Here is a 25826-nt window from a genome sequence, read left to right as displayed (position 1 = left end):
ACCCTCTCCCGCACCGGGGGAGGGTGTTTCTGTTAAGGGGGAATGATGTTTGATACGCTTTCGAAAGCCGGTAAATATCTGGGCCAGGCGGCGAAGCTGATGATTGGCGTACCGGATTATGACAACTATGTTGAGCATATGCGGGTGACGCATCCTGAGCAGACGCCGATGACCTATGAAGAGTTTTTCCGCGAGCGTCAGGATGCGCGATACGGCGGGAAGGGCGGCGCGCGCTGCTGCTGATGCTCATCCTGATTTCTGTGGCTGGGGCTGTGACTTCCTGCGCCTTGTAGGATACTGAGCATCAGTCGTTCTGCTTATTTCACCGTCCAGGCCTTCGAGAATCGACGATTGGCGAACAGCTCCTGCAGACCGTTGATCTGTTTCAGGCGCAGCACTTCATCGTCGTCCATGCCCAGCTCTTTGCCTATTTTAGCGTCATCCCAGCCCAGTAACGCCAGTTCGCGGACAATTTCTGACATCGCGTGGATCTGATGCCGCCCCCTTGCCCGGTTATGGCGAATGGTGGCCGCCATCCGATCGTGGCGTTCGCCTTCCAGGCAGGTAATGGGTAAATACCCTTTCAGCCGTGTTTTTAGCGCCGCCCGGCCTTTGCCCAGCTCGTGACGGTGAAAGCCATCGACAATTTCATACTCTTCTTCACTGGCCTGAGACACCACAATGGGTTGGGTGAAACCATCCTCTTCAATGGATTTCAGCAGCAGTTTCTTTTCCGGTGGCGCGACGGTATTGGGGTTGTAATCATTGGGCGCGATATGCTCGTTTTTGATCCATAAAACGCAGTCTACCGGTTGGTCGCGAAACGGGCTGACGCGATGAATGGCCATTCTGAATTCGTTGATAGCTTTAATGCGCTCTTCTTCGGACAACGCAGAAAGAAAGTGCGTGAGTTCCTGTGTTAGTCGTTGTTGCATAAAATTCCCCACTCTTTACGTTTTGCTTTCATGCGATCGCTGTAACGTTGGTAACTCTTTGGCTTCGTCGGACTGAAAGAGAGCGCCCGACACCAGTAATCATTATTCAGTAAAACCTTACAGATGCGCCGCCAGGATGGAATGTCTTTCGCGCCAATATCACCCGCCTGGGTTTCCGGGATCTCCCCGTCGCCTTTTTTCTTATACCACTGCAAATAGACGGCGATTTTGTTTCGGTAATGCTCTGCCGTTTTCTCCGGCATGCTTTGCAAGAGCAGCATGGCGTACTGCTGCCAGCTTAAATGGTCGGGCTTGAGGATCTTCCGATGCCCGTAAAAATGATTGTTTTGTCCGGCGTATATTCCGCCGCTTCTGACGCCGCTGACGCGTTCGCACATAAGCGCCCATCTTTCAGGTTCAATAACATGGTACAGCCACAGCCCCTGGCGTTGTTCAGGGCCAAACGGTTCGCAAATGCGCATATAGCGAGCCGGAACGCCAGCCTGATACATCAGGTTATAAAGCGGATTGCAGGCCAGTTTTGTTTGTGCAAACCAGGTCCAGATATCCGCGGTTTTCCAGTCATATATCGGGTAGATATACCAGGTGTGTCCGCCCGGCGCGGCGGTGGTCCAGGGTTTATCATCGGCAAAACGTTGCTTACTCAGGCTGGCGATGGCGACAAAACGGTTATAAGACTCGTCTGCACGAATACCGACCATCATGGCGGCCGGGCGTTTATTAGAAAACCAGTCGGCGAATTCGCGTACGAATTGTTCAAACGTCATCCCGGACTGATAGAAGGAAAAATAGCCCGGGTCGGTAATCGCATCCGGCGGCGGCTGGCGCACCCAGCGGGTATTGGGTTCCCAGCATTGCCATTCTGGCTGGAATTGTGAGAGTGAATTTTGCGTTGTCAGGGGCAACGCCACCCAATAGAAATTCTCAATGACGTCGGAATATGTCTGGCGCAGTGCGTCAATATAGTCGATGGTGCAGGAAAACTGCGCCTCCCAGTCAATAAACAGTATGCTAATTTTTTTGTTTAACTTGCGTGCAAGCTGTGCAGTTAAATGCAGCATGAGCCCGGAGTCTTTCCCGCCTGAAAATGAGACACAGACGCGTGGAAGATTCTCAAGGGTCCATGATATTCGTTCTTCTGCGGCTTCAAGAACGTTTTGATCTAAAGGAATCTTATAAACAGACATATAAAGCCTATCCCTGAACGGTAATATCATTAATATAATACAATAAGTAATTATATACGATAGGCCGTTTGAGGGATTGTGCAAAATTCATATTTATTATGAATGTGTTGGCGCTAAGTATTTATATAACAAATGCTTAGCACTCAAAATATTAAGCATCATTATCAATACGAGAAATTATCTCGGCAAACGTTTTATTATTCAACGAGGCGCGATTGTATAAATAATAAAGTTGAATAGTAGGGAGCGTAAAGGGATAACTGATGCGCTTGAAATGTAAAAGTGGTTGATAGAAGTCATAGATGACCTTGGGTATAAATCCAATAATATCTGTAGCCGCAATGACATTTGCAATAGCAATAAGTGACTGGCTGCGGAAACCAATACTTCGACCTTTAATAATATTTTCTGGATGGGTCTGATATTCTTTAAAACCTGGATCATCATGCATAAGCATCGTGAATTGCTCTTCCAGAATATCTTCCAGGGCAGAGTTTTCGTTAATACGGGGATGGTCTTTGCTGCATACCAGAATACATTCAACGGGATTAAACGGCTTACAAAGAATAGAGCGGTTATTCACTGGATATAAAGAAATGACCAAATCGGCTTTGCGGTAAGCTAACAAATCCTCAGCCGATTCTTTGCCAGTGAGAATGTCATGGTGTTCGATTTCTATGTTGGTATTTTGACGAATTTTATTAATTAAACTTATCACATTGTCAGCAATAATGATTTGAGGTCCGTAAATAATGAACTTTTTCCTGATTTCTGTCTCATGCATGATATTTATCGTCTGCTCAAGACTGTTCAGATTATTTTCCAGGTGGTGATGTAAGTTAATCCCCATCGTTGTTGGGGTAATGCCTTTACCAGAACGGATAAATAACGGATCGTTTAACTGCGTCCGCAACCGCTGTAGAGACTGGCTCACCGCTGAGGGTGTGATGTAAAGCGTTTCAGCCGCCTTACTGATGCTGAGATGCTGATAAATACATTCAAAAATAACCAACAGGTTAAGATCGAATTTTTTGAGATCGTAAAGGTTAGCCATGTTTTTTCCTGTTTCCATTTCTAAGATGAAATTATCTGTTGCATGAATGTTTTAGGTGTTGTCACTGAATAAAATTTTTCAATGCAAACTTAAAGTGACATTTAGTATGGCTAAAGTAACACATTCCATTTTTTTTTGGAGAAGAAATTAAGAAGTATTGAGGGCGATTATGGTCAATTTAATTTTAATCACCCCACAAAATGTTAATGACTTTTCATCATGGTTTCCAGTTGCGCGTTATCAGGTAAACCGACGACCTGCTGCAGCACATTGTCCTTATTCATATAATAGATAGCAGGCGTCACGTTTGCGCCCAGATCGTCCATAATTTTTTGATGCATATTCAGGATCTTCATTTGTTCAGGCGGGACGGAGGCCGGCACGTTAAGTGGCATTTTGCCCCCCGAGGCTTCATAGTCATGCCAGACTTTAGCCGGATCTTTTGCCGACAGAATGGCGGCGGCGGTCGCCGGGCTTTCCGGCTTAATGACCCCGACAAGCAAAGTACGTAGTTGCACTTTTCCGGATTCCACCCACGGGCGGGCCTGCTGCCAGAACTGTTTACAGTACGGGCAGAAGGGATCGGCAAAGACGTACAGCACCACCGGCGCATCTTTTTTGCCATCCAGCAGCCACGTGGCTTTTTCCATCCGCTGCCAGATTTCCCGGCCAGCCGGGGCATAAATCTCTTTCTCGATCAGTTGATTGCTCAGGTTGTCGCCTTTTTCATTGTACATATAACCCGAAATCGCCTGTTTTCCGTCCGGCGTCAGGTAGATAGTCACCCCCATGTCCTGGTATTTTCCCAGATACCCTTTCATTCCACCCGGCGCGTCGAAAGACTTGATGATAGTAATGCCTTGTTTTTCGATGGCTTTAACCGGCGCCGGAAGCTCTTCGCCATGAGCGAGAAAGGGCAGCAGGGTGAGCAGAAGCGTGCGTTTAAACATTTTTATTCCTTATAAATCCAATGCGTTACGAGCATGATGGGCAAACCTATCACAGCCATAGGCAACATCTCGGAGGGAACGATTGCCCTTTTCCCGGCAGGGTGTTGTAATCCTTTTCGCTGTTACAGCCTTTGTTAAGGTAATGTAGAGCGCAACACTTAGCCAGTTTCACTGGCGCTGAAGTTACCTACGGGTAGTTCAGGTAACGGGGCCGCCTGCGAAGGTGGCCCTTTTTACGTTGGATTGTTCAGGTTCACCACGTTGGTGAGAGAAGGTTGTTAGCTAACGCTTATTGATTTGATAAAGGAAACGCATTAGCCCTGTCAGTCATTTTTCGTTACCTTACAACTCAACGAAAACACGGAGGAAGTACAGATGTCCTTGATTAACACTAAAATTAAACCTTTTAAAAACCAGGCGTTCAAAAACGGTGAATTCATCGAAGTTACCGAAAAAGATACCGAAGGCCGCTGGAGCGTGTTCTTCTTCTACCCGGCTGACTTTACTTTCGTATGCCCGACTGAACTGGGTGACGTTGCAGACCATTATGAAGAACTGCAGAAGCTGGGCGTAGACGTTTACTCTGTGTCTACTGACACCCACTTCACCCACAAAGCATGGCACAGCAGCTCTGAAACCATCGCGAAAATCAAATATGCGATGATCGGTGACCCGACTGGCGCCCTGACCCGTAACTTCGACAACATGCGTGAAGACGAAGGTCTGGCAGACCGCGCGACGTTTGTTGTTGACCCGCAGGGTATCATCCAGGCGATCGAAGTTACCGCTGAAGGTATCGGCCGTGACGCATCTGACCTGCTGCGCAAAATCAAAGCTGCCCAGTACGTTGCTGCTCACCCAGGCGAAGTGTGCCCGGCGAAATGGAAAGAAGGCGAAGCGACGCTGGCTCCATCCCTGGACCTGGTGGGTAAAATCTAAATTTCCGTCGTCTTTCACGCCATAGCTGCGTTGGCGTCGCCTGTTCACCCCGGTCACTGACTTCCGTAAGCTCCGGGGATTCTCAGGCTAGCCGCCTTGCTGTGACGCGAAATACTTTGGAAATTGTTTCAGTCATGGGCGCGCCTGCGCCCATTTCATTCCAGCACCATGACGCAAGTTGCATTCAGGCGGCCCGTTTAAGGCAGCTTGCATGATGATGTTTTCAGAGAGGGAAGAATGATGCTCGACACAAATATGAAAACCCAGCTCAAGGCTTACCTTGAGAAACTCACTAAACCTGTTGAGCTGATTGCCACGCTGGATGACAGCGCTAAATCGGCAGAAATCAGGGAACTACTGGCTGAAATCGCCGAACTGTCGCCGAAGGTGACGTTCAAAGAAGAGAACAGTCTGCCGGTGCGTAAGCCGTCTTTCCTGATTACCAACCCAGGTTCTGACCAGGGACCTCGTTTCGCAGGTTCTCCGCTGGGCCACGAGTTTACCTCTCTGGTGCTGGCGCTGCTGTGGACCGGCGGTCATCCGTCGAAGGAAACGCAGTCTCTGCTGGAGCAGATCCGCGATATCGACGGCGAGTTTGAATTCGAAACCTATTATTCGCTTTCCTGCCATAACTGCCCGGACGTGGTGCAGGCGCTGAACCTGATGGCGGTGCTGAACCCGCGTATTAAGCACACGGCGATTGACGGCGGCACCTTCCAGAACGAGATCACCGATCGCAACGTGATGGGCGTACCGGCGGTCTTTGTTAATGGTAAAGAGTTCGGTCAGGGGCGTATGACGCTGGCGGAAATCGTTGCTAAAGTGGATACCGGCGCAGAAAAACGCGCAGCCGAAGAACTGAACAAGCGCGACGCTTATGATGTGTTGATTGTCGGCTCCGGCCCGGCGGGCGCGGCAGCAGCGGTTTATTCCGCGCGTAAAGGTATTCGTACCGGCCTGATGGGCGAACGTTTCGGTGGTCAGGTGCTCGACACGGTAGACATTGAAAACTACATCTCCGTACCGAAAACCGAAGGCCAGAAACTGGCGGGCGCGCTGAAGGCGCACGTCAGCGATTACGATGTTGATGTGATCGACAGCCAGAGCGCCAGCAAACTGGTTCCGGCAGCCGTTGAAGGCGGGTTACACCAGATCGAAACGGCGTCCGGCGCGGTGCTGAAAGCGCGCAGTATCATCATTGCGACGGGTGCGAAATGGCGCAACATGAATGTGCCGGGTGAAGATCAATATCGCACTAAAGGCGTCACTTACTGCCCGCACTGTGACGGCCCGCTGTTTAAAGGCAAGCGTGTCGCGGTGATTGGCGGCGGTAACTCCGGCGTTGAAGCGGCGATTGACCTCGCGGGCATCGTTGAACATGTTACGTTGCTTGAGTTTGCGCCTGAAATGAAGGCAGACCAGGTGTTGCAGGATAAAGTCCGCAGCCTGAAAAATGTCGACATTATTCTGAACGCGCAGACCACGGAAGTAAAAGGCGACGGTTCGAAAGTGGTTGGTCTGGAATACCGCGACCGCGTCAGTGGTGATGTTCACAGCGTTGAGCTGGCGGGGATTTTCGTGCAGATTGGTCTGCTGCCGAACACCAACTGGCTGGAAGGCGCCATCGAGCGTAACCGTATGGGTGAAATCATCATCGATGCGAAATGCGAGACAAACGTGAAAGGCGTGTTCGCTGCCGGCGACTGCACCACGGTGCCGTACAAGCAGATCATCATCGCGACCGGCGAAGGGGCAAAAGCGTCACTGAGTTCCTTTGACTACCTGATCCGCACGAAAACGGCATAAAAAGAAAGTAAGACGATACCTGCAATAAGAAAGCCCTGCCGAAAGGCAGGGCTTTATCGTTTATGAAGCGGTGAGTTTAACGTACGACCAGCACCGGCAGCGTTGCATGGCGCACGACGCTGGAAGCGTTAGATCCCAGCAGGTGCGTGGTGATCGACGGGTTACGTGAACCAATCACCACCACATCCGCATCCAGTTCTTCACCCAGCTCATTGACCACATCGCGGACGCTGCCGAAGCGGACGTGCTGTTTAATACGTGACGGATCAATGCTAAAGTGCCCGACCATGGTCTGCAGTCGGGTCTCGGCTTCGTGCTGCAGATGCTCTTCGAAGCGACGAACGTCGGCGGCAAAACGATGCAGGCTCAGGCTGGCAGAGCCTGGCAATACATGTAACAAATGAATCACGCCATCCTGCTGCGCCAGAAACTCAGCGTGGCGGATCGCCTTGTCGCTTAGCTCCATTTCAAAAACATCAACCGGCATAATGATCGTCTTATACATACCCGTTTCTCCCTGTTAATGAATACTCAAATCATTCAAGCATATAATAATATTTCTTTCTGCTCTTTGTCTGGCACTTTTTCACTTCGTCCTGTTTCTTTAGCGAAAATGCCCCGCGCGTGCAGCCAGGAATAATCCCAAAGGCGCGCTGCGTGACGGCTTTTCCCCGCTGATGGCTACCCTTTAGAGATGCGCCGATTTTAAAACCCTGTACCGGAGGTTATATGAAAGCACTGACGTACCACGGTCCGCATCATGTTCAGGTTGAAAATGTTCCCGATCCCATTATTGAGCAACCTGACGATATCATCCTGCGAATTACCGCGACCGCCATCTGCGGTTCCGATCTCCACCTGTATCGCGGGAAGATACCTCAGGTTAAGCATGGCGATATTTTTGGCCATGAGTTCATGGGAGAAGTGGTTGAGACCGGTCGCGACGTAAAGACCTTGAAGAAGGGCGAACGGGTCGTGATTCCTTTTGTGATCGCCTGCGGTGACTGTTTTTTTTGCCGTTTGCAGCAATATGCCGCCTGTGAAAACACCAACGCCGGCAAGGGCGCGGCGCTGAATAAAAAACAGATCCCGCCGCCGGCCGCGCTGTTTGGCTACAGCCACCTTTACGGCGGCGTGCCGGGCGGACAGGCGGAGTATGTTCGCGTACCGAAAGGCAACGTCGGGCCGTTTAAGGTTCCGCCTTTGCTGTCTGACGACAAAGCGCTGTTTCTGTCGGATATCCTGCCTACCGCCTGGCAGGCGGCGAAGAATGCGCAAATCCGGAAAGGCTCGAGCGTGGCGATCTTTGGCGCTGGCCCCGTCGGGCTACTGACTATCGCCTGCGCGCGGCTGCTGGGCGCCGAGCAAATTTTTATCGTCGATCACCATCCCTACCGACTGCGTTTCGCCGAAGCGCGTTACGGCGCGATCCCGATTAATTTTGACGATCATAACGATGCGGCGGAGCTGATTATTGAGCAAACCGCGGGGAATCGCGGCGTGGATGCGGTGATTGATGCCGTGGGTTTTGAAGCCAAAGGCAGCACCACGGAAACGCTGCTGACCAACCTGAAGCTCGAGGGCAGCAGCGGAAAAGCATTGCGCCAATGTATTGCTGCGGTAAGGCGTGGCGGGATTGTCAGCGTGCCGGGCGTTTACGCCGGATTCATCCACGGCTTCTTGTTTGGCGATGCGTTTGATAAAGGGCTGAGCTTTAAAATGGGGCAAACTCACGTCCATGCCTGGCTGGGCGAGCTGCTGCCCTTAGTGGAAAAAGGACTGCTCAAGCCGGAAGAAATCGTCACTCACTATATGCCGTTTGAAGACGCAGCTCGCGGGTATGAGATCTTCGAAAAACGTCAGGAAGAGTGCCGAAAAGTCATCCTGGTGCCGGGCGCGCAAAGCGCAGAGTCGGCGCAGAAAACGGTGAAAGGGCTGGTGAATGCGATGCCAGGCGGCGTTATCTGACCCTTACCAGCGCTTTTCCAGATACAGGACTGCCGCGATGACGATTGCCGCCATCACGAAAAACCCCAGCAGTATCGCAAAAGTCTCGTTCATGACTGTACCTGCCGGTGAAACCGATTAATAGCCTGTCCTGTCAGGCTATTTCATTTGCCCTTTGGAACCGGGCAGTGCGCAAACTGGCGGCGATAAAGACGCCGACTGAAACCGGCTCTAAGTATGGAACGGGCGGTGAAAGGATGAACCAGGAAGAAGGGATGATTTTCGGAAAGAGGATGCAGGGCATCCTCTGGGTAAAGCGGAAAATCGCTTATGCAGATGAGGGATTAACGCAAATAGTCGCCTGCGGCTTCTGGCTGGTATTCCAGTTCGAGCACTTCAAGGTGCGTGGAGGCGCCGCCCGGCAGTTCCCAGTGAATGCTGTCGCCGACGCGCAGGCCAAGCAGCGCCGCGCCCACCGGCGCCATCACCGAAAGCTGAGTATTACTGTCGGTCATTGCCGCAGGATAAACCAGCGTGCGCACGCGAATTTCGCCATTGCTCAGATCGCGGAATTTCACCCGACTGTTCATGGTGACGACGTCAGGCGGCATAGTTTCTGGCGAACACATCTGGGCACGATCCAGCTCGGCATTTAACGCGTCAGCAATGGGTAAATCAGCATACGCGGGCTGCTCCAGCAGGCGATCGATGCGTTCTGCGTCAAGGTCGTTAATGATGATAGTTGGTCTGGACATTTTTACTCCATGTCGTCAGTACTGCGTTTTGCCGCAGGTATAGATTCCCAAAAGAAAACCCTCACCGTCTGGCGGCGAGGGTTTAACTCTCCTGATGATACTGAGACTTCCGTGCACTTTGAAGTGATTTAGCTCACATTCACGCAATTACCTGGTTGCTTACGGCTTCACGGAATTCTCGGCTAATACCCCACCTTGTCGAGAATAAAGTCTTTGCCGCAGTTTCCCGGATGCGGTTGCGGGGCGAAAGAGTCTGCCGTCAGCGGCGCGTTGATGGCACTGGCTTTCAGTGAAAACTGGATTTCGGTTAAATACGCAGGATTACCCTGACAGCTTAGCTTCACTGCTTTGCTATTTTCTTTACCCCAGCGTCTGGCAAACGCCGCGTCGAACGCGCTGCGGCTGACACGTTGACCATAATGGTCGGCGAGGAAGGTTCCCAGCTCGCTGCTTTTGATCTCTTTATTTAGACGCACCATTGTGCCGAAGTAAGCATCCGGATCAAAGCCGAAGCAGGCGCCGTGTTTGGCGTACTCGTAGCGCTCAAGGCAGGAGCGTCCACCGGCGCCCGGCATCACTTCGCTGAGTTTGGCGGCGCTTTCCAGCGACAGGCCGGTTTCCGGCGCCGCGCATTTGCGGCTGGCGCGCGCTTCCGGCAGGTTAGGGATTGGACGCGTGGCGCAGCCAAACCGCATCCAGCGCCGTTCATCCACCCCGCGCGAGGCCACGGACTTCGGCAACCCTGGCCATAAACCGTGTACCGTCAGGAAATCAGCCTTATTGGCGGTCTCTTTTTGCAGGCGGCACTCGTCAGGTTCATGGCGGTTGCGCTCATGCTGGCTCTGGCAAAATCCGGTTTGCCAGGAGAGCGCCAGCACGTAGCGATCAAAATCGCCATACTGTTTTGCCTGAAGCGGTTCGGCGAACGCCGATGAAAAAGGAAGCAGGGTTGCAGCCAGAAGGACAGATTTTTGCCAGATTGGTTTCATGGTGAGCGTGGGACTTATATAAAAACTGAATAGTCTCTATTTAACCATAAAAAAGCCCGCCGGGTATGATTACCGGGCGGGCGGTGGGGTTATTCCGTTTTCTCGCGTGGAAAAATCAGTTCCACATAGCCAGTATCGGCCAGCCAACCAGCAGCAGCATCGCGATGTAAATCACCCCGAAGATTGCGCCAAGACGCCAGTAATCTTTAGATTTCACGTAGCCACAGCCGTAGATGATGACGCCAGGGCCCGTTGCATACGGGGTCAGGCAGCCCATGATACCGATGGACAGCACCAGCAGAAGACACAACTGCTCCATAGGAACGCCCGGAATGCCTTTACCAATCGCCAGGATCACGGGCAGCATGGTGGCGGTATGCGCCGACAGGCTGGCAAACAGGTAGTGGGCAAAATAGAACACCAGTACCAGCACAATGACTGTCGCATTAGGCGAGAAGCCTTCCAGATGCGCGCTCATGGTGTTAGCAAACCAGTCGATGAAGCCAGAGCGGGTCAGGCCGTTTGCCATCACCACCAGGGTGGCGAGGTTAACCAGGGTGTTCCACGCGCTATTATATTTGGTGATATCTTTCCACGGCACTACGTGCAGCGCCAGCATCAGCGATACCGCCAGCAGACCGACCGCGGTGGCGTCAATCAGTTCACCGCCAAACACCCACAGGCCTAAGCTCAGCAGAACCAGGCCGATCAGCGTCCACTCTTTGCGGGTCAGACGGCCCATGGTTTTCAGTTCATCGCCCGCCCAGGCAGCAACTTCCGCACTGTGCGTCACTTCCGGCTTGTACAGAACGTAAGAGAGCCATGGCGCAACGATCAGTAAAATGATGCCGACTGGCAGGAAGCCGAGGAACCACTGCAACCAGCTGATCTGCACGCCCGCGATTTTACTCACGAACTCCAGACCCAGCACGTTTGGCGCCGCGCCGGTGACAAACATAGAGGAGCTCAGGCTGGTACTGATCACCATCATCCACATCAAATAGCCGCCAATACGACGCGCTGACGGATCGTTCGGGAACGATTTAAACAGCGGCGGCAGATTTTTGATCACCGGGAACACGGTGCCGCCGGTACGGGCGGTATTGGACGGCGTAAACGGCGCCAGCAGGATGTCGATGATGACAATTGCATAGCCCAGAGTCAGGGTGCGTTTACCCATGAACTTCACCAGGAACAGCGCGATTCGGCGACCGAGGCCGGTCACTTCGTAGCCCAGCGCGAAGATAAACGCGCCGAACACCAGCCAGACGGTGGTACTGGAGAAGCCCGCCAGCCCCCATTTCAGCGCCTGTTTGCCGGCGTTAAAGGAAGGATCGGCCAGTTCTGTGGTATCAAACAGCAAGTAATGGCTGCCAATGACGCAGATGGTGACGGCAATAAAGCTGATCGCGGTAGCCGGAATAGGCTCCAGGATCATCCCGACAATCATCGCCACGAAGACGGCGAAGTAGTGCCATGCCTGAGGGGGCATACCGTCCGGAACAGGGATAAGAAACATGACGCCCATGACGATAAGAGGCGCCAATAATTTCCATATATTATCTTTAGATAAAGACATAAGTGCTTCTCCGAAAAGGAAATTTTAATAAGTGTTTAAATGGTTAACCTGAGAAAGCTGAGCTAAAAACCACGTCACGATCAGCAGATCGGCGCTACCGCCGGGGCTGAGATTGCGTTCAATACACGCCTGATCGAACTGGTGAAGACGGTCGAGATCGTCGGCGCTACGAATGCCGCCGCTTTGCAGTAAGGCTGTGGCCTGCTGCTGGATCCAACGCAAACCTGTCGCCCCGCCGCGCGAGGCGACGTTGGTATCGCCATTGCGCGCGATCAGCACAAGCAGCGTGTCGAGCAGCGCCAGTTCCGGGTCGCGTCCCGTGGCGAGCAGGGTGCGGTAATGCGGCAGTGCGTGGCGGATCACTAAGGGGTATCCCGCCTCGGCTTCGCCGCGCGCGCCGGTTAAGCCCAACTGGAAATAAAGACGCTGGCCTGCGGTTTTTTGGTGATTGTTATTGCGCAGTTCGCGTGTCGTCAGGCCCCGGCAAAAGCTCGCGGCGGCGGCGCAGATCGTTTCAGGCGTAATGGGGCGCTGCAGCTGATGTAAGCGGCCAATGGCGGCGCACAGCAAACCCAGCGAAAAAATGCTGCCCTTATGGGTGTTGACCCCAGCGGTGGCGCGGAACATATCCGCTTCGCAGGCCATACCTAATGGACGCAGCCCGCTTAACACCGAGTCTGCCGGTAGCTGTGCGCAGCAGGCGCCGTATTCGATAAAACGCGGCAGCCAGCCCTGAATGGCCAGCGCGCTACGATGAAAATCGGCGAGCGCCATATCTTTATGCGCGCCGCAGTTCAGGCGATCGACCAGTCCTGGCTTCGGCGACAGATTCACTTCCGTCAGCATGGCGCGCCAGGCGAGATGCGCGTAAGCATCAAACAGCGTGCGCGGCAGGGCGGTGGTTTCACCGTGCGTATCGGGAATCGGCAGCATGTAATAGCGCCTCCATGTGGTTAAGAAGATCGGAGAGCGTATGGGTTTTCCCGCGCGCGCACGCTGCGGCGCTTTGCCCGCACAGCAGGCAGCGGCGGGCAGGCAGCGCAAAATGGCGACGGGAGAGAATTTCGCCTCCGGGCGTCAGGACGTCGATGTCCCACAGGCGTCCCAGAGGATGGTTATGTTCAAGCTCAATCGTCGCGAGCTTGATGTCACGGGCCGGCGCTTCTATGGAGATCATGCCTTCCGGCCCGCTTGCAGAGGCCAGTGCAGCCTGCTCCCTGATTAACCAGCCCGCTGTCTCCGCCAGCGCGTACAGGGCAGTCACACCGTGATTAAAGAGGCGACGGGTGAGCGCGCTGTCTTTGATCGGGCCGGGCGCCACCACGGTAAAGGAGACCAGTGGAATGGGATGGCGCTTAAGCCAGGCGTGTTGCCTTGCCTGTCTCTCATCCCGGCTGGCGAGCAGCTCGGGAATAGAAACCGCGTGGCGGGTGGCCTGTTCAGGAAGCAGGTGCATGGCTTATTCCTTCACCTGATGAACAACGTCAATCACGGAACCGTCGCGATAACGCACCACGGCGATCACGCGGTCAGTGAACGCGATGGGACGCGGTTCGCCAGTATGCTGTTGCGCGCGCTCGCGCAGCCACGCAATCGGCACCACTTTCATACCGGCTTCTTTCAGGCGTTCCGCCAGTTCCGGTCGTGCCGGGTTAACGGCAATGCCGTGGTCGGTCACCAGAATGTCGACGCTGGAGCCTGGGGTGACGCAGGTCAGCACGTTATCGACCAGCGTGGGAATGCGACCGCGTACCAGCGGCGCGACGATGATGGACAGCGCAGCAGCGACCGCGGTGTCGCAGTGACCGCCGGACGCGCCGCGAATCACGCCGTCGGAGCCGGTCAGCACGTTGACGTTAAACTGGGTGTCCACTTCCAGCGCGCTCAGCACCACCACGTCCAGGCGGTCAACGGAGGCGCCTTTGGAACCCCAGTTTGCGTACTGGTTCGCGCTGATTTCGATGTGGTTCGGGTTGCGCGCCAGCGACTGAGCGGCGTTGCGATCGAAGCTCTGGACATCCAACAGTTTGCGAATCAGCCCCTTTTCATGCAGGTCGACGATGGTGGCGGTGATGCCGCCCAACGCAAAGTCCGCACAAATGTTGCGGCTGCGCATTTTGTCTTCAAGGAAGCGGGTGACCGCCAGCGACGCGCCGCCGGTGCCGGTTTGCAGCGAGAAACCTTCTTTGAAGTAGCCGGAGTTAACAATCACGTCCGCCGCGCTGCGGGCAATAAGCAGCTCGCGGGGGTTGGTGGTCATACGGGTGGCGTCTGCGCCGATTTTATCGGCATCGCCGACCTGATCGATCTGAACGATAAGATCGACCTGATCCTGGGCGATGCTGGCCGGATTATGCGGATACGGCAGCAGTTGTTCCGTCAACAGCACCACCTGATTGGCGCTTTCGGCGTCGACCCGGGCATAGCCGAGCGAACCACAGCAGGCTTTCCCGGTATAGCCGTTGGCATTACCAAACGGGTCGCAGGACGGCACGCCGAGAAAAGCGACGTCAATATTCAGTTCGCCGCTTTGCACCAGATTGACGCGCCCGCCGTGGGAGTGGATCTGCACAGGCTCGGCCAGCAGGCCACGCGAGATCTCTTCCGCCAGCGGCCCGCGCAGGCCGGAAGTATAGATGCGGCTGACCACGCCTTTACGAATATGGTCAACCAGCGGCGCGTGGCAGTCGCTCAGGGAGCTGGAGGCCAGGGTCAGGTTTTTAAAGCCCATGCTGGCGATAGTGTCCATCACCAGGTTAATGGTCAGATCGCCGCCGCGAAACGCATGGTGGAAGGAGATGGTCATCCCGTCCTGTAAACCGGAACGGCGGATGGCTTCTTCCAGGTTTGCGCACAGCTTTTGGTTGCGCGGTTTCTGCGCCTGCAGGTTCTGTTTAGACGCGTTTTTATAGCTGGACAGGTTGCTTTCAGCGCGGCGGCTCCAGGCTGTTACCCGTTCCTGTCGTTGAGACTGTTCGTTTTTCTGGGTCATTATTTTTTGCCTTATTCTTCGCGGATGCCGGAAAGTTCTGCGCGGGAGAGCACCAGACGCGCGCGCTCGATCACCGGGCTGTCGACCATCTTGCCGTTCAGAGAGACCACCCCGAGTCCCTCGCGGGCGGCGGCTTCAGCGGCTTCCACGACCAGACGCGCATGGTTGACCTCTTTTTGCGTCGGGGCGTACAGGTTATGCAGCAGTTCAATCTGGCGTGGGTTGATCAGCGATTTGCCGTCAAAGCCCAACTGTTTGATATGCGCGGCTTCATGCAGAAAACCCGCTTCGTTGTTGGCATCGGAATACACGGTGTCGAACGCCTGGATACCGGCGGAACGTGCGGCCTGCAAAATAGCGCAGCGGGCGAACAGCAGTTCGGTGCCTTCCGGCGAGCGCTCGGTGCGCAGGTTGCGCACATAGTCTTCCGCGCCCAGGGCGATACCGATTAGGCGTTCAGAGGCGTGGGCGATCTCTACCGCGCGGGTAATGCCCAGCGGTGACTCAATGGCCGCCAGCAGGCCGGTGCTGCCTGGTTCGCGGCCGCAGGCTTTTTCAATGCGCAGGATTTCGTTTTCAATATCAATAACGTCCTGCGCCGTGTCGGTTTTCGGCAAACGAACCACGTCAGCGCCGCCGCGAACGACAGCCTCCAGATCGTTGACGCCAAACTCGGAGTCCAGCGCGTTGACACGCACGATGGTCTCTACATCGCGATACAGAGGATGCTGCAGCGCGTGGTAAACCATGCGACGAGCCGTGTCTTTCTCACGCAGCGCAACGGAATCTTCCAGGTCGAACATCAGCGCATCGGCGGGGTAAATAAAGGCGTTGCTGACCATGGCGGCGTTGGCGCCCGGAACAAACAGCATGCTGCGGCGCGTGCGGGTTTTACGTTGTTGTAAAGACGCGGAAATCATTGGCGATCCTCCCATGGCAGGGCCGGGATGCCGCTGGCGCGAGCCAGTAACGCTTCCAGTCGTGCGCGTAAAATACAGTCCAGCGCGCCTTTATCATCGACATTCACTTGCACGCCGCGTACGTCATATTGCGCAAGAACCGCCAGAATGGTGGCGCGAATGGCCTCGCCAAACTGTTTCTCAACGCTGCTATTGATTTGCAGGTCAATCTCCTGCGTATCGAGAGGGGCGATGCGGATCATCACATCACCCGACTCAAGTGTGCCTGCGACGGCAGCCTGGTTTATTTTCATTTTTCACCTGTTACTAATGCGGGGGTCTTTTGGCGGACTGTCGCACCGTTTGCGGGACGTTCAGCCATTTGTTGCAGATAGTGCAACGTGGCAGGCGGCACCAGCGGCGCGATAGCCGTGAGATCTTTTTTAACCAGCAGCTTGCGGACCAGCGAGGCCGAGATGGGCGTCTCCTGGTAACACAGGCGCTCTATTTCCACCAGTTCAATCGGTGGGGCGGGAAGGGTGGGCGTCTCCAGCCAGAAACGCATGTCGTGGTTATACTGGGCGGTGACGGTACAGAACGGTTCCGTTCCGACGAAACGATGGGTAATTCCCAGGGCGGGCGCCAGATGCTGACGGAAAATTTTCAGGTCAATTTCCGTATAGCAGTGATTAATGACGCTCTGTTCTTTAATGAAGTAACACGGGAATGTGGCGCGGGAAATAATGTATTCGGAACCGCGATGCACAGTGAGACGCGGGATATCCGCCGAGCCTTTGATCACCAGATCGAACCGGTCTTCATAAGGAAAGCGCGAGGTGTCTTCTTTCACCAGAAACAGATGCAGCCAGTCGCACTGCGCCGCCGCTTGCTGGATCAGATAGCGGTGTCCGTTGGTGAATGGGTTGGCGTTCATTACGATGCAGCCGATTTTTTTACCGTCGTGACGCAGACGGGTTAACGATTCTGCGTAGCGTTTCAGGCGGGTTGCGCTGTTTTCCATCAGCACCATGATGCCGGGAACATTGGCGAGGGTCGAAAAACCGCACTGTCGGAACAGGGCTTCGTATTCCGTTTTGGTGTAAATGAACAGATGCGTGCAATGTCTTTCGTAAGCGAGATTGATCAACTCTGTCGCCAGCGTGAGCGCTAATCCTTCGCCGCGTACCGATTCGCTGATGGCCACGCACTTAATGATATTTCCGGCAATGCCGCCGCAGGCGATAAGGCGGTCATCACGGGTCACCGTAATAAACACCTCCACGGTGGTATCGATGCTTAAATCATTCTCTTTCAGGAATTGTGTGATCGCCGCCATTTTTATATTTTCTGAGCGTTTGACCCGTGTAAACACATTATTACTAAACATAGTAAAGGCATCCTGAGAAGCTATATTGTTGCCGTTTTGAGGCGAATGTTGTACGAAAAAGCAATTTAATAACGTTTTGTTTTCATTTGGAGGAAAAGAAAATTTTGCGACGAGATATTTCTTTTTCTCCTGAACACATACATCGTAAGGAGTATTTAGGGGGTAAATTTTGATTTATTTCACAAACACTTAGATGGTTTTTATGGGTTTAATGGTTTTAAGTTTTTTAATTATTCTAATCACAATTTGAGATGTGGTTTTAAGTTGTTTAATTGATTTAAGGTGATGAATCTGTAACGATCACTCTTATTCCGCTTGCGTGGGAGTAAAACATTTTTATTACATTTAGCGTGCGTGCTCTGTTTATAATGCCGGTAAAGGAACAGCAATGTTGGTTCAAAAAAATAAAAAGCCGTTTTCTTTTTTTCGACAACTGGCATTTCCGTTGCGTATTTTTCTGCTTATTCTGGTTTTCTCGGTGTTCATTATCGCCGCGCTGGCGCAATATTTTTCCGCCAGCTTTGAAGACTATTTGACCCGCCACGTTCGTGATATGGCGATGAACCAGGCGAAGATCATCGCCGCGAACGACAGCATCATTGCGGCGGTGAAAACCCGTGATTACAAGCGACTGGCAACCATTGCCGATAAGCTGCAAATCGACACGGACTTTGACTACGTGGTGATTGGCGATCGCAACTCTGTTCGCCTATATCACCCGAACCCGGAAAAAATCGGCTACCCGATGCAGTTCATCAAGCCAGGCGCGCTGGAGAAAGGGGAAAGCTATTTCATCTCTGGTACCGGCTCAATCGGCAATGCCATGCGCGCCAAAACGCCGATCTTTGATAATGAAGGCAATGTTATCGGCGTCGTCTCCATCGGTTATCTGGTCAGTAAAATAGATAGCTGGCGACTGGACTTTATTCTGCCGATGGCGGGCGTGTTTGTGCTGTTGCTGGTGGTTCTGATGCTACTTTCGTGGCTGTTCGCCACCCATATTCGTCGTCAGATGATGGGCATGGAACCCCGGCAGATCGCCCGGGTGGTGCGCCAGCAGGAGGCGCTGTTTAGCTCGGTGTATGAAGGGCTGATTGCGGTGGATCCGGACGGTTTTATCACGGCGATTAACCGTAGCGCGAGAAAAATGCTTGGTCTGCGCTCGCCAGGACGACAGTGGTTAGGCAGGCGTATCGAGGACGTGGTGTCGCCGTCCGATTTCTTTACCGATCGCATTGCTGAAAAACGCGTTGACGTCATGATGAATTTCAACGGCCTGAGCGTGATTGCTAATCGCGAAGCGATCCGTTCCGGCGAGGAACTGCTGGGGGCGATTATCAGCTTTCGCAGTAAAGACGAAATCGCCACCCTGAACGCCCAGTTAACCCAGATCAAGCAATACGTAGAGAGTCTCAGAACGTTACGCCACGAACATCTTAACTGGATGTCGACGCTCAATGGCCTTTTACAGATGAAGGAGTACGATCGGGTCAGGGAGATGGTGCAGGGCGAGTCCCAGGCGCAGCAGCAGCTTATCGACAGTCTGCGCGACGCCTTTGCCGACCGCCAGGTAGCGGGATTGCTGTTTGGTAAGGTACAGCGCGCGCGTGAACTGGGGCTTAAAATGACGATTGTCCCTGGCAGCCAACTGCATCACCTGCCGCAAGGGCTGGACAGCACTGAATTTGCGGCGATTGTCGGCAATCTGCTGGATAATGCCTTCGAAGCGAGTTTACGCACAGTGGAAGGCAATAACGTGGTGGAACTGTATCTGAGCGACGAAGGTGACGAGGTGGTGATAGAAGTCGCCGACCAGGGCTGCGGCGTGCCAGAGGAGCTTCGCGACAAAATATTTGAACAGGGTGTCAGCACCCGTACCGATGAGCCGGGTGAGCACGGCATTGGCCTGTATCTGATTGCCAGCTATGTGAGACGCTGTGGCGGGATGATAACGCTGGAAGACAATTCCCCCTGCGGCACTCTATTTTCTCTCTTTATTCCGAAAGTGAAAAAGAACAATGACGGAACCATTAACCCTATTAATCGTTGAGGATGAAATGCTGCTTGCGGAAATGCATGCAGAATACATCCGCCATATTCCCGGTTTTAACCAGATCTGGTTAGCGGGCAACCTGGCGCAGGCAAGAATGATGATCGAACGCTTCAGACCGGGACTCATTCTGTTGGATAATTACCTGCCCGACGGGAAAGGGATCACCCTGCTGCACGAGCTGACCGAGTCGCACTATCCTGGCGGCGTAGTGTTTACCACGGCCGCCAGCGATATGGAAACGGTATCGGAAGCGGTGCGCAGCGGGGCGTTTGACTATTTGATCAAGCCCATCGCTTATGAGCGACTGGGACAGACTCTGACGCGCTACCAGCAGCGCAAACGGATGCTGGAAGGTAATGACAGCGCCAGCCAGCGACAGATTGATGAGATGTTTAATGCTTATGCCCGTGGGGAGCCGAAAGACGATCTGCCAACCGGAATTGATGCGCTTACCCTAAACGCGGTGAAGAAGCTGTTCGCCGACCCACAGGTACAGCACACCGCCGAAACCGTCGCTCAGGCGCTGACCATCAGCCGAACCACTGCCAGACGGTACCTTGAGTATTGCGCCAGTCGGCATCTGATTACAGCGGAAATAGTGCATGGAAAGGTAGGACGGCCGCAGCGCATTTACCACGGGTGATACACGTCAACCTTCACGCTGCCTCACTGTTCGCTACGCTCAAAACCCCAGTCACATCGTTATTATGCTCCTGGGGATTTCCCCGCGTCTTATCCGGCGCTGATCTCCCCCGGATAATATCAGCCGCCAGTGACGGCGGAAGACGTGCCTGGCACCATCACTTCGGTGGCGATAATCACGATTAACAGCCCCACCATGACCGGTACGGAAGTGCGTTTTACCACTTCAAACGGCGAAATTTTCGCCATTCCGGCTACCGCGACCACCACGCCGGAAACCGGAGAAATCGTCCGTCCCAGGTTGGAGGCTTGCAGCATCGGAATCGACAGGTACGCCGGGTTGATGCCGGACGAATGCGCCAGCTTGGGAATCATTTCGACAAACGCATAAAACGGCGCGTTACCGGAGCCGGTGGTCATCGCTGCCAGCATGGTCAGAATGACCAGCACCAGCATCAGAATGATGCTCGCCGAACCAAACGACGTGGCGATGGAGATAAGACTCTGGATAAAGCCAATCGTGCTCAGACCCTGTGCGAAAACGCCTGCGGCCACCAGCAGCATCACCACGTTGGCGAAAGCATCCGCCATGCCGCGATACGCGACTTCCAGCCCGGAGAAGACTTTCTGGGTATTAAAGCCACGAACAAACTCCAGCACTGCCGCAATCAGCATACACAGCACGAGAATGGTGATGATGTGCAACTGCGGTCCCCACTTACCGTCAAAAATCAGTACCCCAATAATCGGTGTAAACGGCAGGATGGCATAAAATGCCGGGGCTGTGGTGGTAATCTCATTCACGTCCAGTATTTCATGGGCGATGTTTTCTTTTTTATCCAGATAACGCTGCCAGAAAAAGTGCGCTACCGCCATACCGATAATGGCGGCTATGGAGATCGGCAACGTCGTTTTAAAGGCAAAGTCGATGAGCGGCATTTCGGCGGCTTTCGCTGCCAGAACCACGTCGCCGGAGGTAGGCGAAAGGATAATCGCGGCAGGGGACGCACAAATTGCCGCTGCGGCGCCGCGGCTGATCCCGACGTTAACCATGACCGGGAACAACGTCGCCATCAACAATACGCCGAGGCCGGTAGCAGAAGACACCGCCAGCGACATCAGACAGGCCACGAAATAGGCGGCAATCATCAGCAGGTAAGGCGAGTTAATGTACTGCAGCGGCCTGGATGCCAGCTTCACCACCATATCATTTGCGCCGATATGGGTCATATAGGCGGCGAAACCGCAGAGCATCATGATCATCATGCCGAGATCGCCGCCGCGGCTCATTAGCAGGATCTTGATGTACTCGACAATATCGGTCGCCGTGTAACCCGTTGTCGATTCACTGGCAGGCAGAACCTTATGTCCCATCAACGCGCTGATAATCAACAGCGCCAGACCGCCGACAAAGAGTACGCCGGTCGCGGAATACCCCTTAATTATGTAGCGGGCGACGCCCACGATAACCACTACTCCAATAAGGAGTTCAATCACTGTTAACATTGTTTCCCCTGTCGCATGGACACCCAGATATGAAAATAAGAAAATACCAATTAAGTGGTGTAAAAATGTGCCGAATAACCCTGCGACACTCGCTGATTAAAATCAAGAAACAGACGAATTAAATCTGAGTTATCGGCTTTTTTTACAATAATGCTACCGGTTCAATATATCTCAGCCAGCTTTACCCCTGTTATGGGTGTTTGTTTTTTATTTGTGCAAATTATGATGCATCAATGTTAATAATTTGCGGGGCAGGAGAACAACGCGCGAAGCAGAACAAAAAAACAGCGATATCTCGCTGATAACACAGCAATAAATATACCCAAATATAATAAGGTTATTTGGGTGAAAATAAATCTTAGAACAATCTGATTCTGGTTTAAATCACCGCTGTTAAGGTCCCATTAAACTTTTTTTTGGTACAATTTAAGCTGTACTTAAGCAGGGTAATAAATATTGTGATGGTGGCTAAAAAATTCTTTTTCCTTATTGTTTTTCTTTTTATTCAATCCGGCCTGCAACAGCAGGCATTGGCTGAAGAGAAAGGATGGTTTACGACGTTTACCGACAATGTCGCGGAGACCTGGCGGGAGCCGGAACATTATGATTTATATATTCCTGCGATCACCTGGCATGCGCGTTTCGCTTACGATAAAGAAAAAACCGATCGTTATAATGAGCGTCCGTGGGGCGGCGGTTTTGGTCAGTCACGTTGGGATGAAAAAGGAAACTGGCATGGCCTGTATATCATGGCCTTTAAAGACTCCTGGAATAAATGGGAGCCCATTGGCGGCTATGGTTGGGAAAGCACATGGCGCCCACTGCCGGACGATAACTTCCGACTGGGGCTGGGCTTTACCGCAGGCGTTACGGCGCGCGATAACTGGAATTACATTCCTGTCCCGGTGCTGCTGCCGCTGGCGTCCATTGGGTACGGACCGGCAACGTTTCAGATGACCTACATCCCCGGTACCTACAATAATGGTAACGTCTATTTTGCCTGGATGCGCTTTCAGTTCTGAAGCGATAAGTGATTAAAAAGAGTAGATAAAACAATAAGCTATATGCTTATGCTAAAAAATAACGCGATATTTATCACTTTTTACCAAAGTTCGACTGGACAAAGCGTACCACAATTGGTGTACTGGTACCCGACACAGCATTTGTGTCTATTTTTCATGTAAAGGTAATTTTGATGTCTAAGATTAAAGGTAACGTTAAGTGGTTTAATGAGTCCAAAGGATTCGGTTTCATTACTCCGGAAGATGGCAGCAAAGACGTGTTCGTACACTTCTCTGCAATCCAGACCAATGGTTTTAAAACTCTGGCTGAAGGTCAGCGCGTAGAGTTCGAAATCACTAACGGTGCCAAAGGCCCTTCTGCTGCAAACGTAACCGCTCTGTAAGCCTACGTCAGCAAGAATTCAAAACCCGCTTAATCAGCGGGTTTTTTTTGATCTTTAGTGGCTGCTGGCGGCGGTAACTAACCAGAACGCCAGTGCGGTCATGGCAAACGAGCCGAGCAGGTTGACCAGCACATTCAGCATTGCCCAGGCAACACGTCCTTCCTGAAGCAGAAACACCACTTCCGCGGAAAAGGTTGAGAAGGTCGTTAGCCCGCCGCAAAACCCCGTGGTGATAAGCACTTTCCACACAGGATCGATGTGGGTCATCCGACTAAACCACGCCAGTCCCATGCCAATGATAAATGCCCCCAGTAAATTCGCGGTCAGGGTACCCACAGGGATCGCCTGATGTACCGGATTAAACCGCATACTGAGCATCCATCTCGCTACACTTCCTGTACCACCGCCAATAAAAACTGCTAAAAGAAGTTGTAACACTGCGTAATCCTGTTATTTGATGAGTAATGGGTATGAGTGTAACGCTGAATAAACAGGGTTGGCGAGTGTAGCCAACCTGACTGGAGGGTGTATGTTCGCTGCTGCCGGGCAATTTGCTGTCAGTCCCGTATGGGAAGAAAACGCAGAAACCTGCGTATCGTTGATGTCGCAAGCGGTCAAACGCGGCGTCTCGCTGCTCGTTCTGCCAGAAGCGCTGCTGGCGCGCGATGATGCGGATCCCGATTTATCGGTTAAATCCGCCCAGCGACTGGAAGGGGAGTTCCTGCAGCGGCTTTTGCAGGAAAGCGCAAACAATACCCTGACCACTATCCTGACTATCCACGTTCCTTCGCTTCCCGGACGCGCGGTGAATACGTTGGTGGCGCTGCGCGCCGGGAAAATCGTGGCGAGCTACGCTAAGCTGCATCTTTACGATGCGTTTTCGATACAGGAATCGCGAAACGTCGACGCCGGAAAGGCGATTGCGCCGCTGATTGAGGTGGAAGGGTTTAAGGTCGGGCTGATGACCTGCTACGATCTGCGCTTTCCTGAGCTGTCGATCGCCCAGGCGCTACAAGGGGCGGACGTACTGGTACTTCCGGCTGCCTGGGTTCGTGGGTCGCTGAAAGAGCACCACTGGTCAACGCTGTTGGCGGCCCGGGCGCTGGACACGACCTGTTATATGGTCGCTGCCGGTGAGTGCGGAAATAAAAATATTGGTCAGAGCCGGATTATCGACCCGTTTGGCGTAACCGTCGCGGCGGCGGCAGAGTGCCCGGCGCTGATCATGGCGGAGATTTCTGCCGCGCGGATCCGCCAGGTGCGCGCGCAGTTGCCGGTGTTACGTAATCGCAGATTTGCGCCACCGCAATTATTATGACGTTTTTTTAAACACTGCTTGATTCACCTTGTTACAGATTGCTATTGTGTGCGCGCGTCAAATGACCGTTAATGTTATCCGGTTATCAAGGCACGCTTTGCTGCCTGTTTTAATTCGAGAAGGTATTTATGGGTGAGATTAGTATTACCAAACTGCTGGTGGTTGCCGCACTGGTTGTTCTGCTGTTTGGTACCAAGAAGTTACGCACGCTGGGTGGAGACCTGGGCACGGCAATCAAGGGCTTTAAAAAAGCTATGAACGATGACGATGCGACTGCAAAAAGAGACGTAGACGGTAACGTTCAGGCTGAAAAACTCTCTCATAAAGAGTAATGCCCGGAGCAGGATGCTCATCCGTTTTATGCTGACGAGAAAAAACCCGCACGCTGGCGGGTTTTTTATGGCTGAAATGTAACGATTCGTTACTGAATCACTTCACTTCCATTCCTTTCGCCTGCAGGTCAGCATGGTAAGAGGAACGCACGAACGGGCCGCAGGCGGCGTGGGTAAAGCCCATTGCCAATGCTTCCGCTTTCATCTCGTCAAACTCATCCGGGCTGACGTAGCGCTGTACCGGCAAATGGTGGCGACTCGGCTGCAGATACTGACCCAGAGTGAGCATGGTAACGCCGTGACGGCGCAGATCACGCATCACCTCAATGATTTCAGCATTCGTTTCGCCCAGACCCACCATCAGGCCTGATTTGGTCGGGATCTCCGGGTGCGCTTCTTTAAAGCGTTCCAGTAACTTCAGCGACCAGTTGTAGTCCGCGCCCGGACGAACCTGACGATAGATACGCGGTACGTTTTCAAGGTTATGGTTGAATACATCCGGTGGGGTGGCGGTCAGAATATCCAGTGCGCGATCCATACGGCCACGGAAGTCAGGCACCAGTGTTTCAATTTTTATGTTTGGGCTCTTTTCACGGATTGCGGTAATGCAGTCTGCAAAATGCTGCGCGCCGCCGTCACGCAGATCGTCACGATCCACGGAGGTGATGACCACATAGCGCAGCGCCATATCAGCAATGGTTTGCGCCAGCTTCACCGGCTCATTGGCGTCAGGGGCAACAGGGCGACCGTGAGCAACATCACAGAACGGGCAGCGACGGGTGCAAATTGCGCCGAGGATCATAAAGGTGGCGGTGCCGTGATTGAAACATTCCGCCAGGTTCGGGCAGGAGGCTTCCTCACAGACGGAATGCAGGCCGTTTTTGCGCATGGCGGCTTTAATGCCCTGGATACGCGTGGAGTCCGCTGGAAGCTTAATTTTCATCCATTCCGGTTTGCGCAGCAGGGCTTCGCGCTCTGTCGCCACATTTTTGACCGGGATAAGGGCCATCTTATCGGCATCGCGGTATTTAACACCGCGTTCCATCACAATGGGTTTACTCATAGCGTGCGTGTTCCAGTTGCGAATACGAAGGAAAGCGTTTTAATTCAATCAAATGTTGTATTTATCA

Annotated in this window: 28 protein-coding genes; 10 read left to right on the top strand and 18 right to left on the bottom strand. The window is 53.1% G+C overall.

Annotation, left to right across the window (positions count from 1 at the left end):
* Positions 1-45: 45 nt before the first annotated feature.
* Positions 46-243: a YbdD/YjiX family protein gene (locus HVX72_RS15295; protein WP_042285592.1), complete on the top strand. Its 198-nt coding sequence runs from the start codon at positions 46-48 to the stop codon at positions 241-243.
* Positions 244-317: 74 nt separating this feature from the next.
* Here HVX72_RS15295 and HVX72_RS15290 read toward each other — a convergent pair whose 3' ends face one another.
* From HVX72_RS15290 to dsbG, 4 genes are all read right to left on the bottom strand, one after another.
* The gene (locus tag HVX72_RS15290; RefSeq protein WP_042285588.1) at positions 318-935 is read right to left on the bottom strand and encodes a ParB/RepB/Spo0J family partition protein; all 618 of its coding nucleotides are present in this window, start codon (positions 933-935) and stop codon (positions 318-320) included.
* Positions 920-2143: a phosphoadenosine phosphosulfate reductase gene (locus tag HVX72_RS15285; protein ID WP_181821808.1), complete on the bottom strand. Its 1224-nt coding sequence runs from the start codon at positions 2141-2143 to the stop codon at positions 920-922. The genes HVX72_RS15290 and HVX72_RS15285 overlap by 16 nt, the downstream gene beginning before the upstream one ends.
* Before the next feature lie 151 nt (positions 2144-2294).
* Complete coding sequence (locus tag HVX72_RS15280) at positions 2295-3197, bottom strand: LysR family transcriptional regulator (RefSeq protein ID WP_181821807.1); 903 nt, start codon at positions 3195-3197, stop codon at positions 2295-2297.
* A gap of 203 nt (positions 3198-3400) precedes the next feature.
* Entirely contained in the window at positions 3401-4147 is a 747-nt protein-coding gene (gene dsbG, locus HVX72_RS15275; RefSeq protein WP_181821806.1) for a thiol:disulfide interchange protein DsbG, read from the bottom strand.
* A 375-nt stretch (positions 4148-4522) separates the two neighbouring features.
* On the opposite strand from dsbG, the gene ahpC reads away from it, so the two are divergent.
* A complete protein-coding gene (gene ahpC / locus HVX72_RS15270; protein ID WP_000052802.1) occupies positions 4523-5086 on the top strand; it encodes an alkyl hydroperoxide reductase subunit C in 564 nt (187 codons plus the stop codon).
* Between the two features lie 240 nt (positions 5087-5326).
* Positions 5327-6892: an alkyl hydroperoxide reductase subunit F gene (ahpF, locus tag HVX72_RS15265; RefSeq protein ID WP_042286200.1), complete on the top strand. Its 1566-nt coding sequence runs from the start codon at positions 5327-5329 to the stop codon at positions 6890-6892.
* A 76-nt stretch (positions 6893-6968) separates the two neighbouring features.
* On the opposite strand, the gene uspG is transcribed toward ahpF, so the two are convergent.
* Positions 6969-7397, bottom strand: coding sequence for a universal stress protein UspG (gene uspG, locus HVX72_RS15260; RefSeq protein ID WP_042285573.1), 429 nt, complete (start codon positions 7395-7397; stop codon positions 6969-6971).
* Positions 7398-7621: 224 nt separating this feature from the next.
* On the opposite strand from uspG, the gene HVX72_RS15255 reads away from it, so the two are divergent.
* Entirely contained in the window at positions 7622-8860 is a 1239-nt protein-coding gene (locus HVX72_RS15255; RefSeq protein WP_181821805.1) for a zinc-dependent alcohol dehydrogenase, read from the top strand.
* Between the two features lie 3 nt (positions 8861-8863).
* On the opposite strand, the gene yldA is transcribed toward HVX72_RS15255, so the two are convergent.
* The 10 genes from yldA to citC all read right to left on the bottom strand — a co-directional run bounded on the left by yldA (position 8864) and on the right by citC (position 17440).
* A complete protein-coding gene (gene yldA, locus HVX72_RS22325; protein ID WP_275477531.1) occupies positions 8864-8953 on the bottom strand; it encodes a small membrane protein YldA in 90 nt (29 codons plus the stop codon).
* Between the two features lie 230 nt (positions 8954-9183).
* On the bottom strand, positions 9184-9594 hold the full coding sequence (gene rnk, locus HVX72_RS15250; protein WP_060568920.1) for a nucleoside diphosphate kinase regulator: 411 nt from the start codon (positions 9592-9594) through the stop codon (positions 9184-9186).
* A 182-nt stretch (positions 9595-9776) separates the two neighbouring features.
* Entirely contained in the window at positions 9777-10583 is an 807-nt protein-coding gene (rna, locus tag HVX72_RS15245; RefSeq protein ID WP_042285565.1) for a ribonuclease I, read from the bottom strand.
* A gap of 115 nt (positions 10584-10698) precedes the next feature.
* Entirely contained in the window at positions 10699-12162 is a 1464-nt protein-coding gene (gene citT / locus HVX72_RS15240; RefSeq protein ID WP_181821804.1) for a citrate/succinate antiporter CitT, read from the bottom strand.
* A gap of 24 nt (positions 12163-12186) precedes the next feature.
* Positions 12187-13095: a triphosphoribosyl-dephospho-CoA synthase CitG gene (gene citG / locus HVX72_RS15235; protein ID WP_181821803.1), complete on the bottom strand. Its 909-nt coding sequence runs from the start codon at positions 13093-13095 to the stop codon at positions 12187-12189.
* Positions 13067-13618, bottom strand: coding sequence for a citrate lyase holo-[acyl-carrier protein] synthase (citX, locus tag HVX72_RS15230; protein ID WP_042285557.1), 552 nt, complete (start codon positions 13616-13618; stop codon positions 13067-13069). Before citX ends, citG begins: the two co-directional genes overlap by 29 nt.
* Positions 13619-13621: 3 nt before the next feature.
* Positions 13622-15154 carry a citrate lyase subunit alpha gene (citF, locus tag HVX72_RS15225; protein WP_181821802.1) on the bottom strand — a complete coding sequence of 511 codons (1533 nt, stop codon included), beginning with the start codon at positions 15152-15154 and terminating at the stop codon, positions 13622-13624.
* A gap of 11 nt (positions 15155-15165) precedes the next feature.
* Positions 15166-16074 carry a citrate (pro-3S)-lyase subunit beta gene (gene citE / locus HVX72_RS15220; protein ID WP_042285551.1) on the bottom strand — a complete coding sequence of 303 codons (909 nt, stop codon included), beginning with the start codon at positions 16072-16074 and terminating at the stop codon, positions 15166-15168.
* Complete coding sequence (citD, locus tag HVX72_RS15215) at positions 16071-16367, bottom strand: citrate lyase acyl carrier protein (protein ID WP_042285548.1); 297 nt, start codon at positions 16365-16367, stop codon at positions 16071-16073. The genes citE and citD overlap by 4 nt, the downstream gene beginning before the upstream one ends.
* On the bottom strand, positions 16364-17440 hold the full coding sequence (citC, locus tag HVX72_RS15210) for a [citrate (pro-3S)-lyase] ligase (RefSeq protein WP_181821801.1): 1077 nt from the start codon (positions 17438-17440) through the stop codon (positions 16364-16366). Before citC ends, citD begins: the two co-directional genes overlap by 4 nt.
* Before the next feature lie 388 nt (positions 17441-17828).
* Between citC and dpiB the strand changes: the two genes are divergently transcribed.
* Both dpiB and dpiA read left to right on the top strand, forming a co-directional pair.
* Positions 17829-19490, top strand: coding sequence for a sensor histidine kinase DpiB (gene dpiB, locus HVX72_RS15205; protein WP_181821800.1), 1662 nt, complete (start codon positions 17829-17831; stop codon positions 19488-19490).
* Entirely contained in the window at positions 19459-20136 is a 678-nt protein-coding gene (dpiA, locus tag HVX72_RS15200) for a two-component response regulator DpiA (RefSeq protein ID WP_042285538.1), read from the top strand. Before dpiB ends, dpiA begins: the two co-directional genes overlap by 32 nt.
* Before the next feature lie 119 nt (positions 20137-20255).
* Here dpiA and dcuC read toward each other — a convergent pair whose 3' ends face one another.
* Complete coding sequence (gene dcuC, locus HVX72_RS15195) at positions 20256-21641, bottom strand: anaerobic C4-dicarboxylate transporter DcuC (protein WP_181821799.1); 1386 nt, start codon at positions 21639-21641, stop codon at positions 20256-20258.
* 458 nt (positions 21642-22099) lie between these two features.
* On the opposite strand from dcuC, the gene pagP reads away from it, so the two are divergent.
* Positions 22100-22663 carry a lipid IV(A) palmitoyltransferase PagP gene (pagP, locus tag HVX72_RS15190; protein ID WP_042285534.1) on the top strand — a complete coding sequence of 188 codons (564 nt, stop codon included), beginning with the start codon at positions 22100-22102 and terminating at the stop codon, positions 22661-22663.
* Positions 22664-22836: 173 nt separating this feature from the next.
* On the top strand, positions 22837-23046 hold the full coding sequence (gene cspE, locus HVX72_RS15185; protein WP_000034826.1) for a transcription antiterminator/RNA stability regulator CspE: 210 nt from the start codon (positions 22837-22839) through the stop codon (positions 23044-23046).
* A 54-nt stretch (positions 23047-23100) separates the two neighbouring features.
* On the opposite strand, the gene crcB is transcribed toward cspE, so the two are convergent.
* Positions 23101-23484, bottom strand: coding sequence for a fluoride efflux transporter CrcB (gene crcB, locus HVX72_RS15180; RefSeq protein WP_042285528.1), 384 nt, complete (start codon positions 23482-23484; stop codon positions 23101-23103).
* 91 nt (positions 23485-23575) lie between these two features.
* On the opposite strand from crcB, the gene HVX72_RS15175 reads away from it, so the two are divergent.
* Both HVX72_RS15175 and tatE read left to right on the top strand, forming a co-directional pair.
* Entirely contained in the window at positions 23576-24364 is a 789-nt protein-coding gene (locus tag HVX72_RS15175) for a deaminated glutathione amidase (protein ID WP_181821798.1), read from the top strand.
* Between the two features lie 128 nt (positions 24365-24492).
* Positions 24493-24696, top strand: a complete 204-nt coding sequence (gene tatE / locus HVX72_RS15170; RefSeq protein WP_042285523.1) for a twin-arginine translocase subunit TatE — start codon at positions 24493-24495, stop codon at positions 24694-24696.
* Positions 24697-24793: 97 nt separating this feature from the next.
* Here the strand turns inward: tatE and lipA are convergent, their stop codons facing one another.
* A complete protein-coding gene (lipA, locus tag HVX72_RS15165) occupies positions 24794-25759 on the bottom strand; it encodes a lipoyl synthase (protein ID WP_042285520.1) in 966 nt (321 codons plus the stop codon).
* Between the last annotated feature and the right edge of the window lie 67 nt (positions 25760-25826).

Origin of the sequence: Citrobacter sp. RHB21-C05 (assembly GCF_013889015.1) — a bacterium.
GTDB classification, from domain to species: domain Bacteria; phylum Pseudomonadota; class Gammaproteobacteria; order Enterobacterales; family Enterobacteriaceae; genus Citrobacter_A; species Citrobacter_A sedlakii.
Note: the sequence above shows the minus strand (reverse complement) of the source record. Positions and strands in the feature narration are given on the sequence as shown.

Coding starts and splice junctions, on each gene's coding strand:
- HVX72_RS15295 (WP_042285592.1), top strand. CDS start 46: ATGTTTGATACGCTTTCGAAAGCCGGTAAATATCTGGGCCAGGCGGCG.
- HVX72_RS15290 (WP_042285588.1), bottom strand. CDS start 935: ATGCAACAACGACTAACACAGGAACTCACGCACTTTCTTTCTGCGTTG.
- HVX72_RS15285 (WP_181821808.1), bottom strand. CDS start 2,143: ATGTCTGTTTATAAGATTCCTTTAGATCAAAACGTTCTTGAAGCCGCA.
- HVX72_RS15280 (WP_181821807.1), bottom strand. CDS start 3,197: ATGGCTAACCTTTACGATCTCAAAAAATTCGATCTTAACCTGTTGGTT.
- dsbG (WP_181821806.1), bottom strand. CDS start 4,147: ATGTTTAAACGCACGCTTCTGCTCACCCTGCTGCCCTTTCTCGCTCAT.
- ahpC (WP_000052802.1), top strand. CDS start 4,523: ATGTCCTTGATTAACACTAAAATTAAACCTTTTAAAAACCAGGCGTTC.
- ahpF (WP_042286200.1), top strand. CDS start 5,327: ATGCTCGACACAAATATGAAAACCCAGCTCAAGGCTTACCTTGAGAAA.
- uspG (WP_042285573.1), bottom strand. CDS start 7,397: ATGTATAAGACGATCATTATGCCGGTTGATGTTTTTGAAATGGAGCTA.
- HVX72_RS15255 (WP_181821805.1), top strand. CDS start 7,622: ATGAAAGCACTGACGTACCACGGTCCGCATCATGTTCAGGTTGAAAAT.
- yldA (WP_275477531.1), bottom strand. CDS start 8,953: ATGAACGAGACTTTTGCGATACTGCTGGGGTTTTTCGTGATGGCGGCA.
- rnk (WP_060568920.1), bottom strand. CDS start 9,594: ATGTCCAGACCAACTATCATCATTAACGACCTTGACGCAGAACGCATC.
- rna (WP_042285565.1), bottom strand. CDS start 10,583: ATGAAACCAATCTGGCAAAAATCTGTCCTTCTGGCTGCAACCCTGCTT.
- citT (WP_181821804.1), bottom strand. CDS start 12,162: ATGTCTTTATCTAAAGATAATATATGGAAATTATTGGCGCCTCTTATC.
- citG (WP_181821803.1), bottom strand. CDS start 13,095: ATGCTGCCGATTCCCGATACGCACGGTGAAACCACCGCCCTGCCGCGC.
- citX (WP_042285557.1), bottom strand. CDS start 13,618: ATGCACCTGCTTCCTGAACAGGCCACCCGCCACGCGGTTTCTATTCCC.
- citF (WP_181821802.1), bottom strand. CDS start 15,154: ATGACCCAGAAAAACGAACAGTCTCAACGACAGGAACGGGTAACAGCC.
- citE (WP_042285551.1), bottom strand. CDS start 16,074: ATGATTTCCGCGTCTTTACAACAACGTAAAACCCGCACGCGCCGCAGC.
- citD (WP_042285548.1), bottom strand. CDS start 16,367: ATGAAAATAAACCAGGCTGCCGTCGCAGGCACACTTGAGTCGGGTGAT.
- citC (WP_181821801.1), bottom strand. CDS start 17,440: ATGTTTAGTAATAATGTGTTTACACGGGTCAAACGCTCAGAAAATATA.
- dpiB (WP_181821800.1), top strand. CDS start 17,829: ATGTTGGTTCAAAAAAATAAAAAGCCGTTTTCTTTTTTTCGACAACTG.
- dpiA (WP_042285538.1), top strand. CDS start 19,459: ATGACGGAACCATTAACCCTATTAATCGTTGAGGATGAAATGCTGCTT.
- dcuC (WP_181821799.1), bottom strand. CDS start 21,641: ATGTTAACAGTGATTGAACTCCTTATTGGAGTAGTGGTTATCGTGGGC.
- cspE (WP_000034826.1), top strand. CDS start 22,837: ATGTCTAAGATTAAAGGTAACGTTAAGTGGTTTAATGAGTCCAAAGGA.
- HVX72_RS15175 (WP_181821798.1), top strand. CDS start 23,576: ATGTTCGCTGCTGCCGGGCAATTTGCTGTCAGTCCCGTATGGGAAGAA.
- tatE (WP_042285523.1), top strand. CDS start 24,493: ATGGGTGAGATTAGTATTACCAAACTGCTGGTGGTTGCCGCACTGGTT.
- lipA (WP_042285520.1), bottom strand. CDS start 25,759: ATGAGTAAACCCATTGTGATGGAACGCGGTGTTAAATACCGCGATGCC.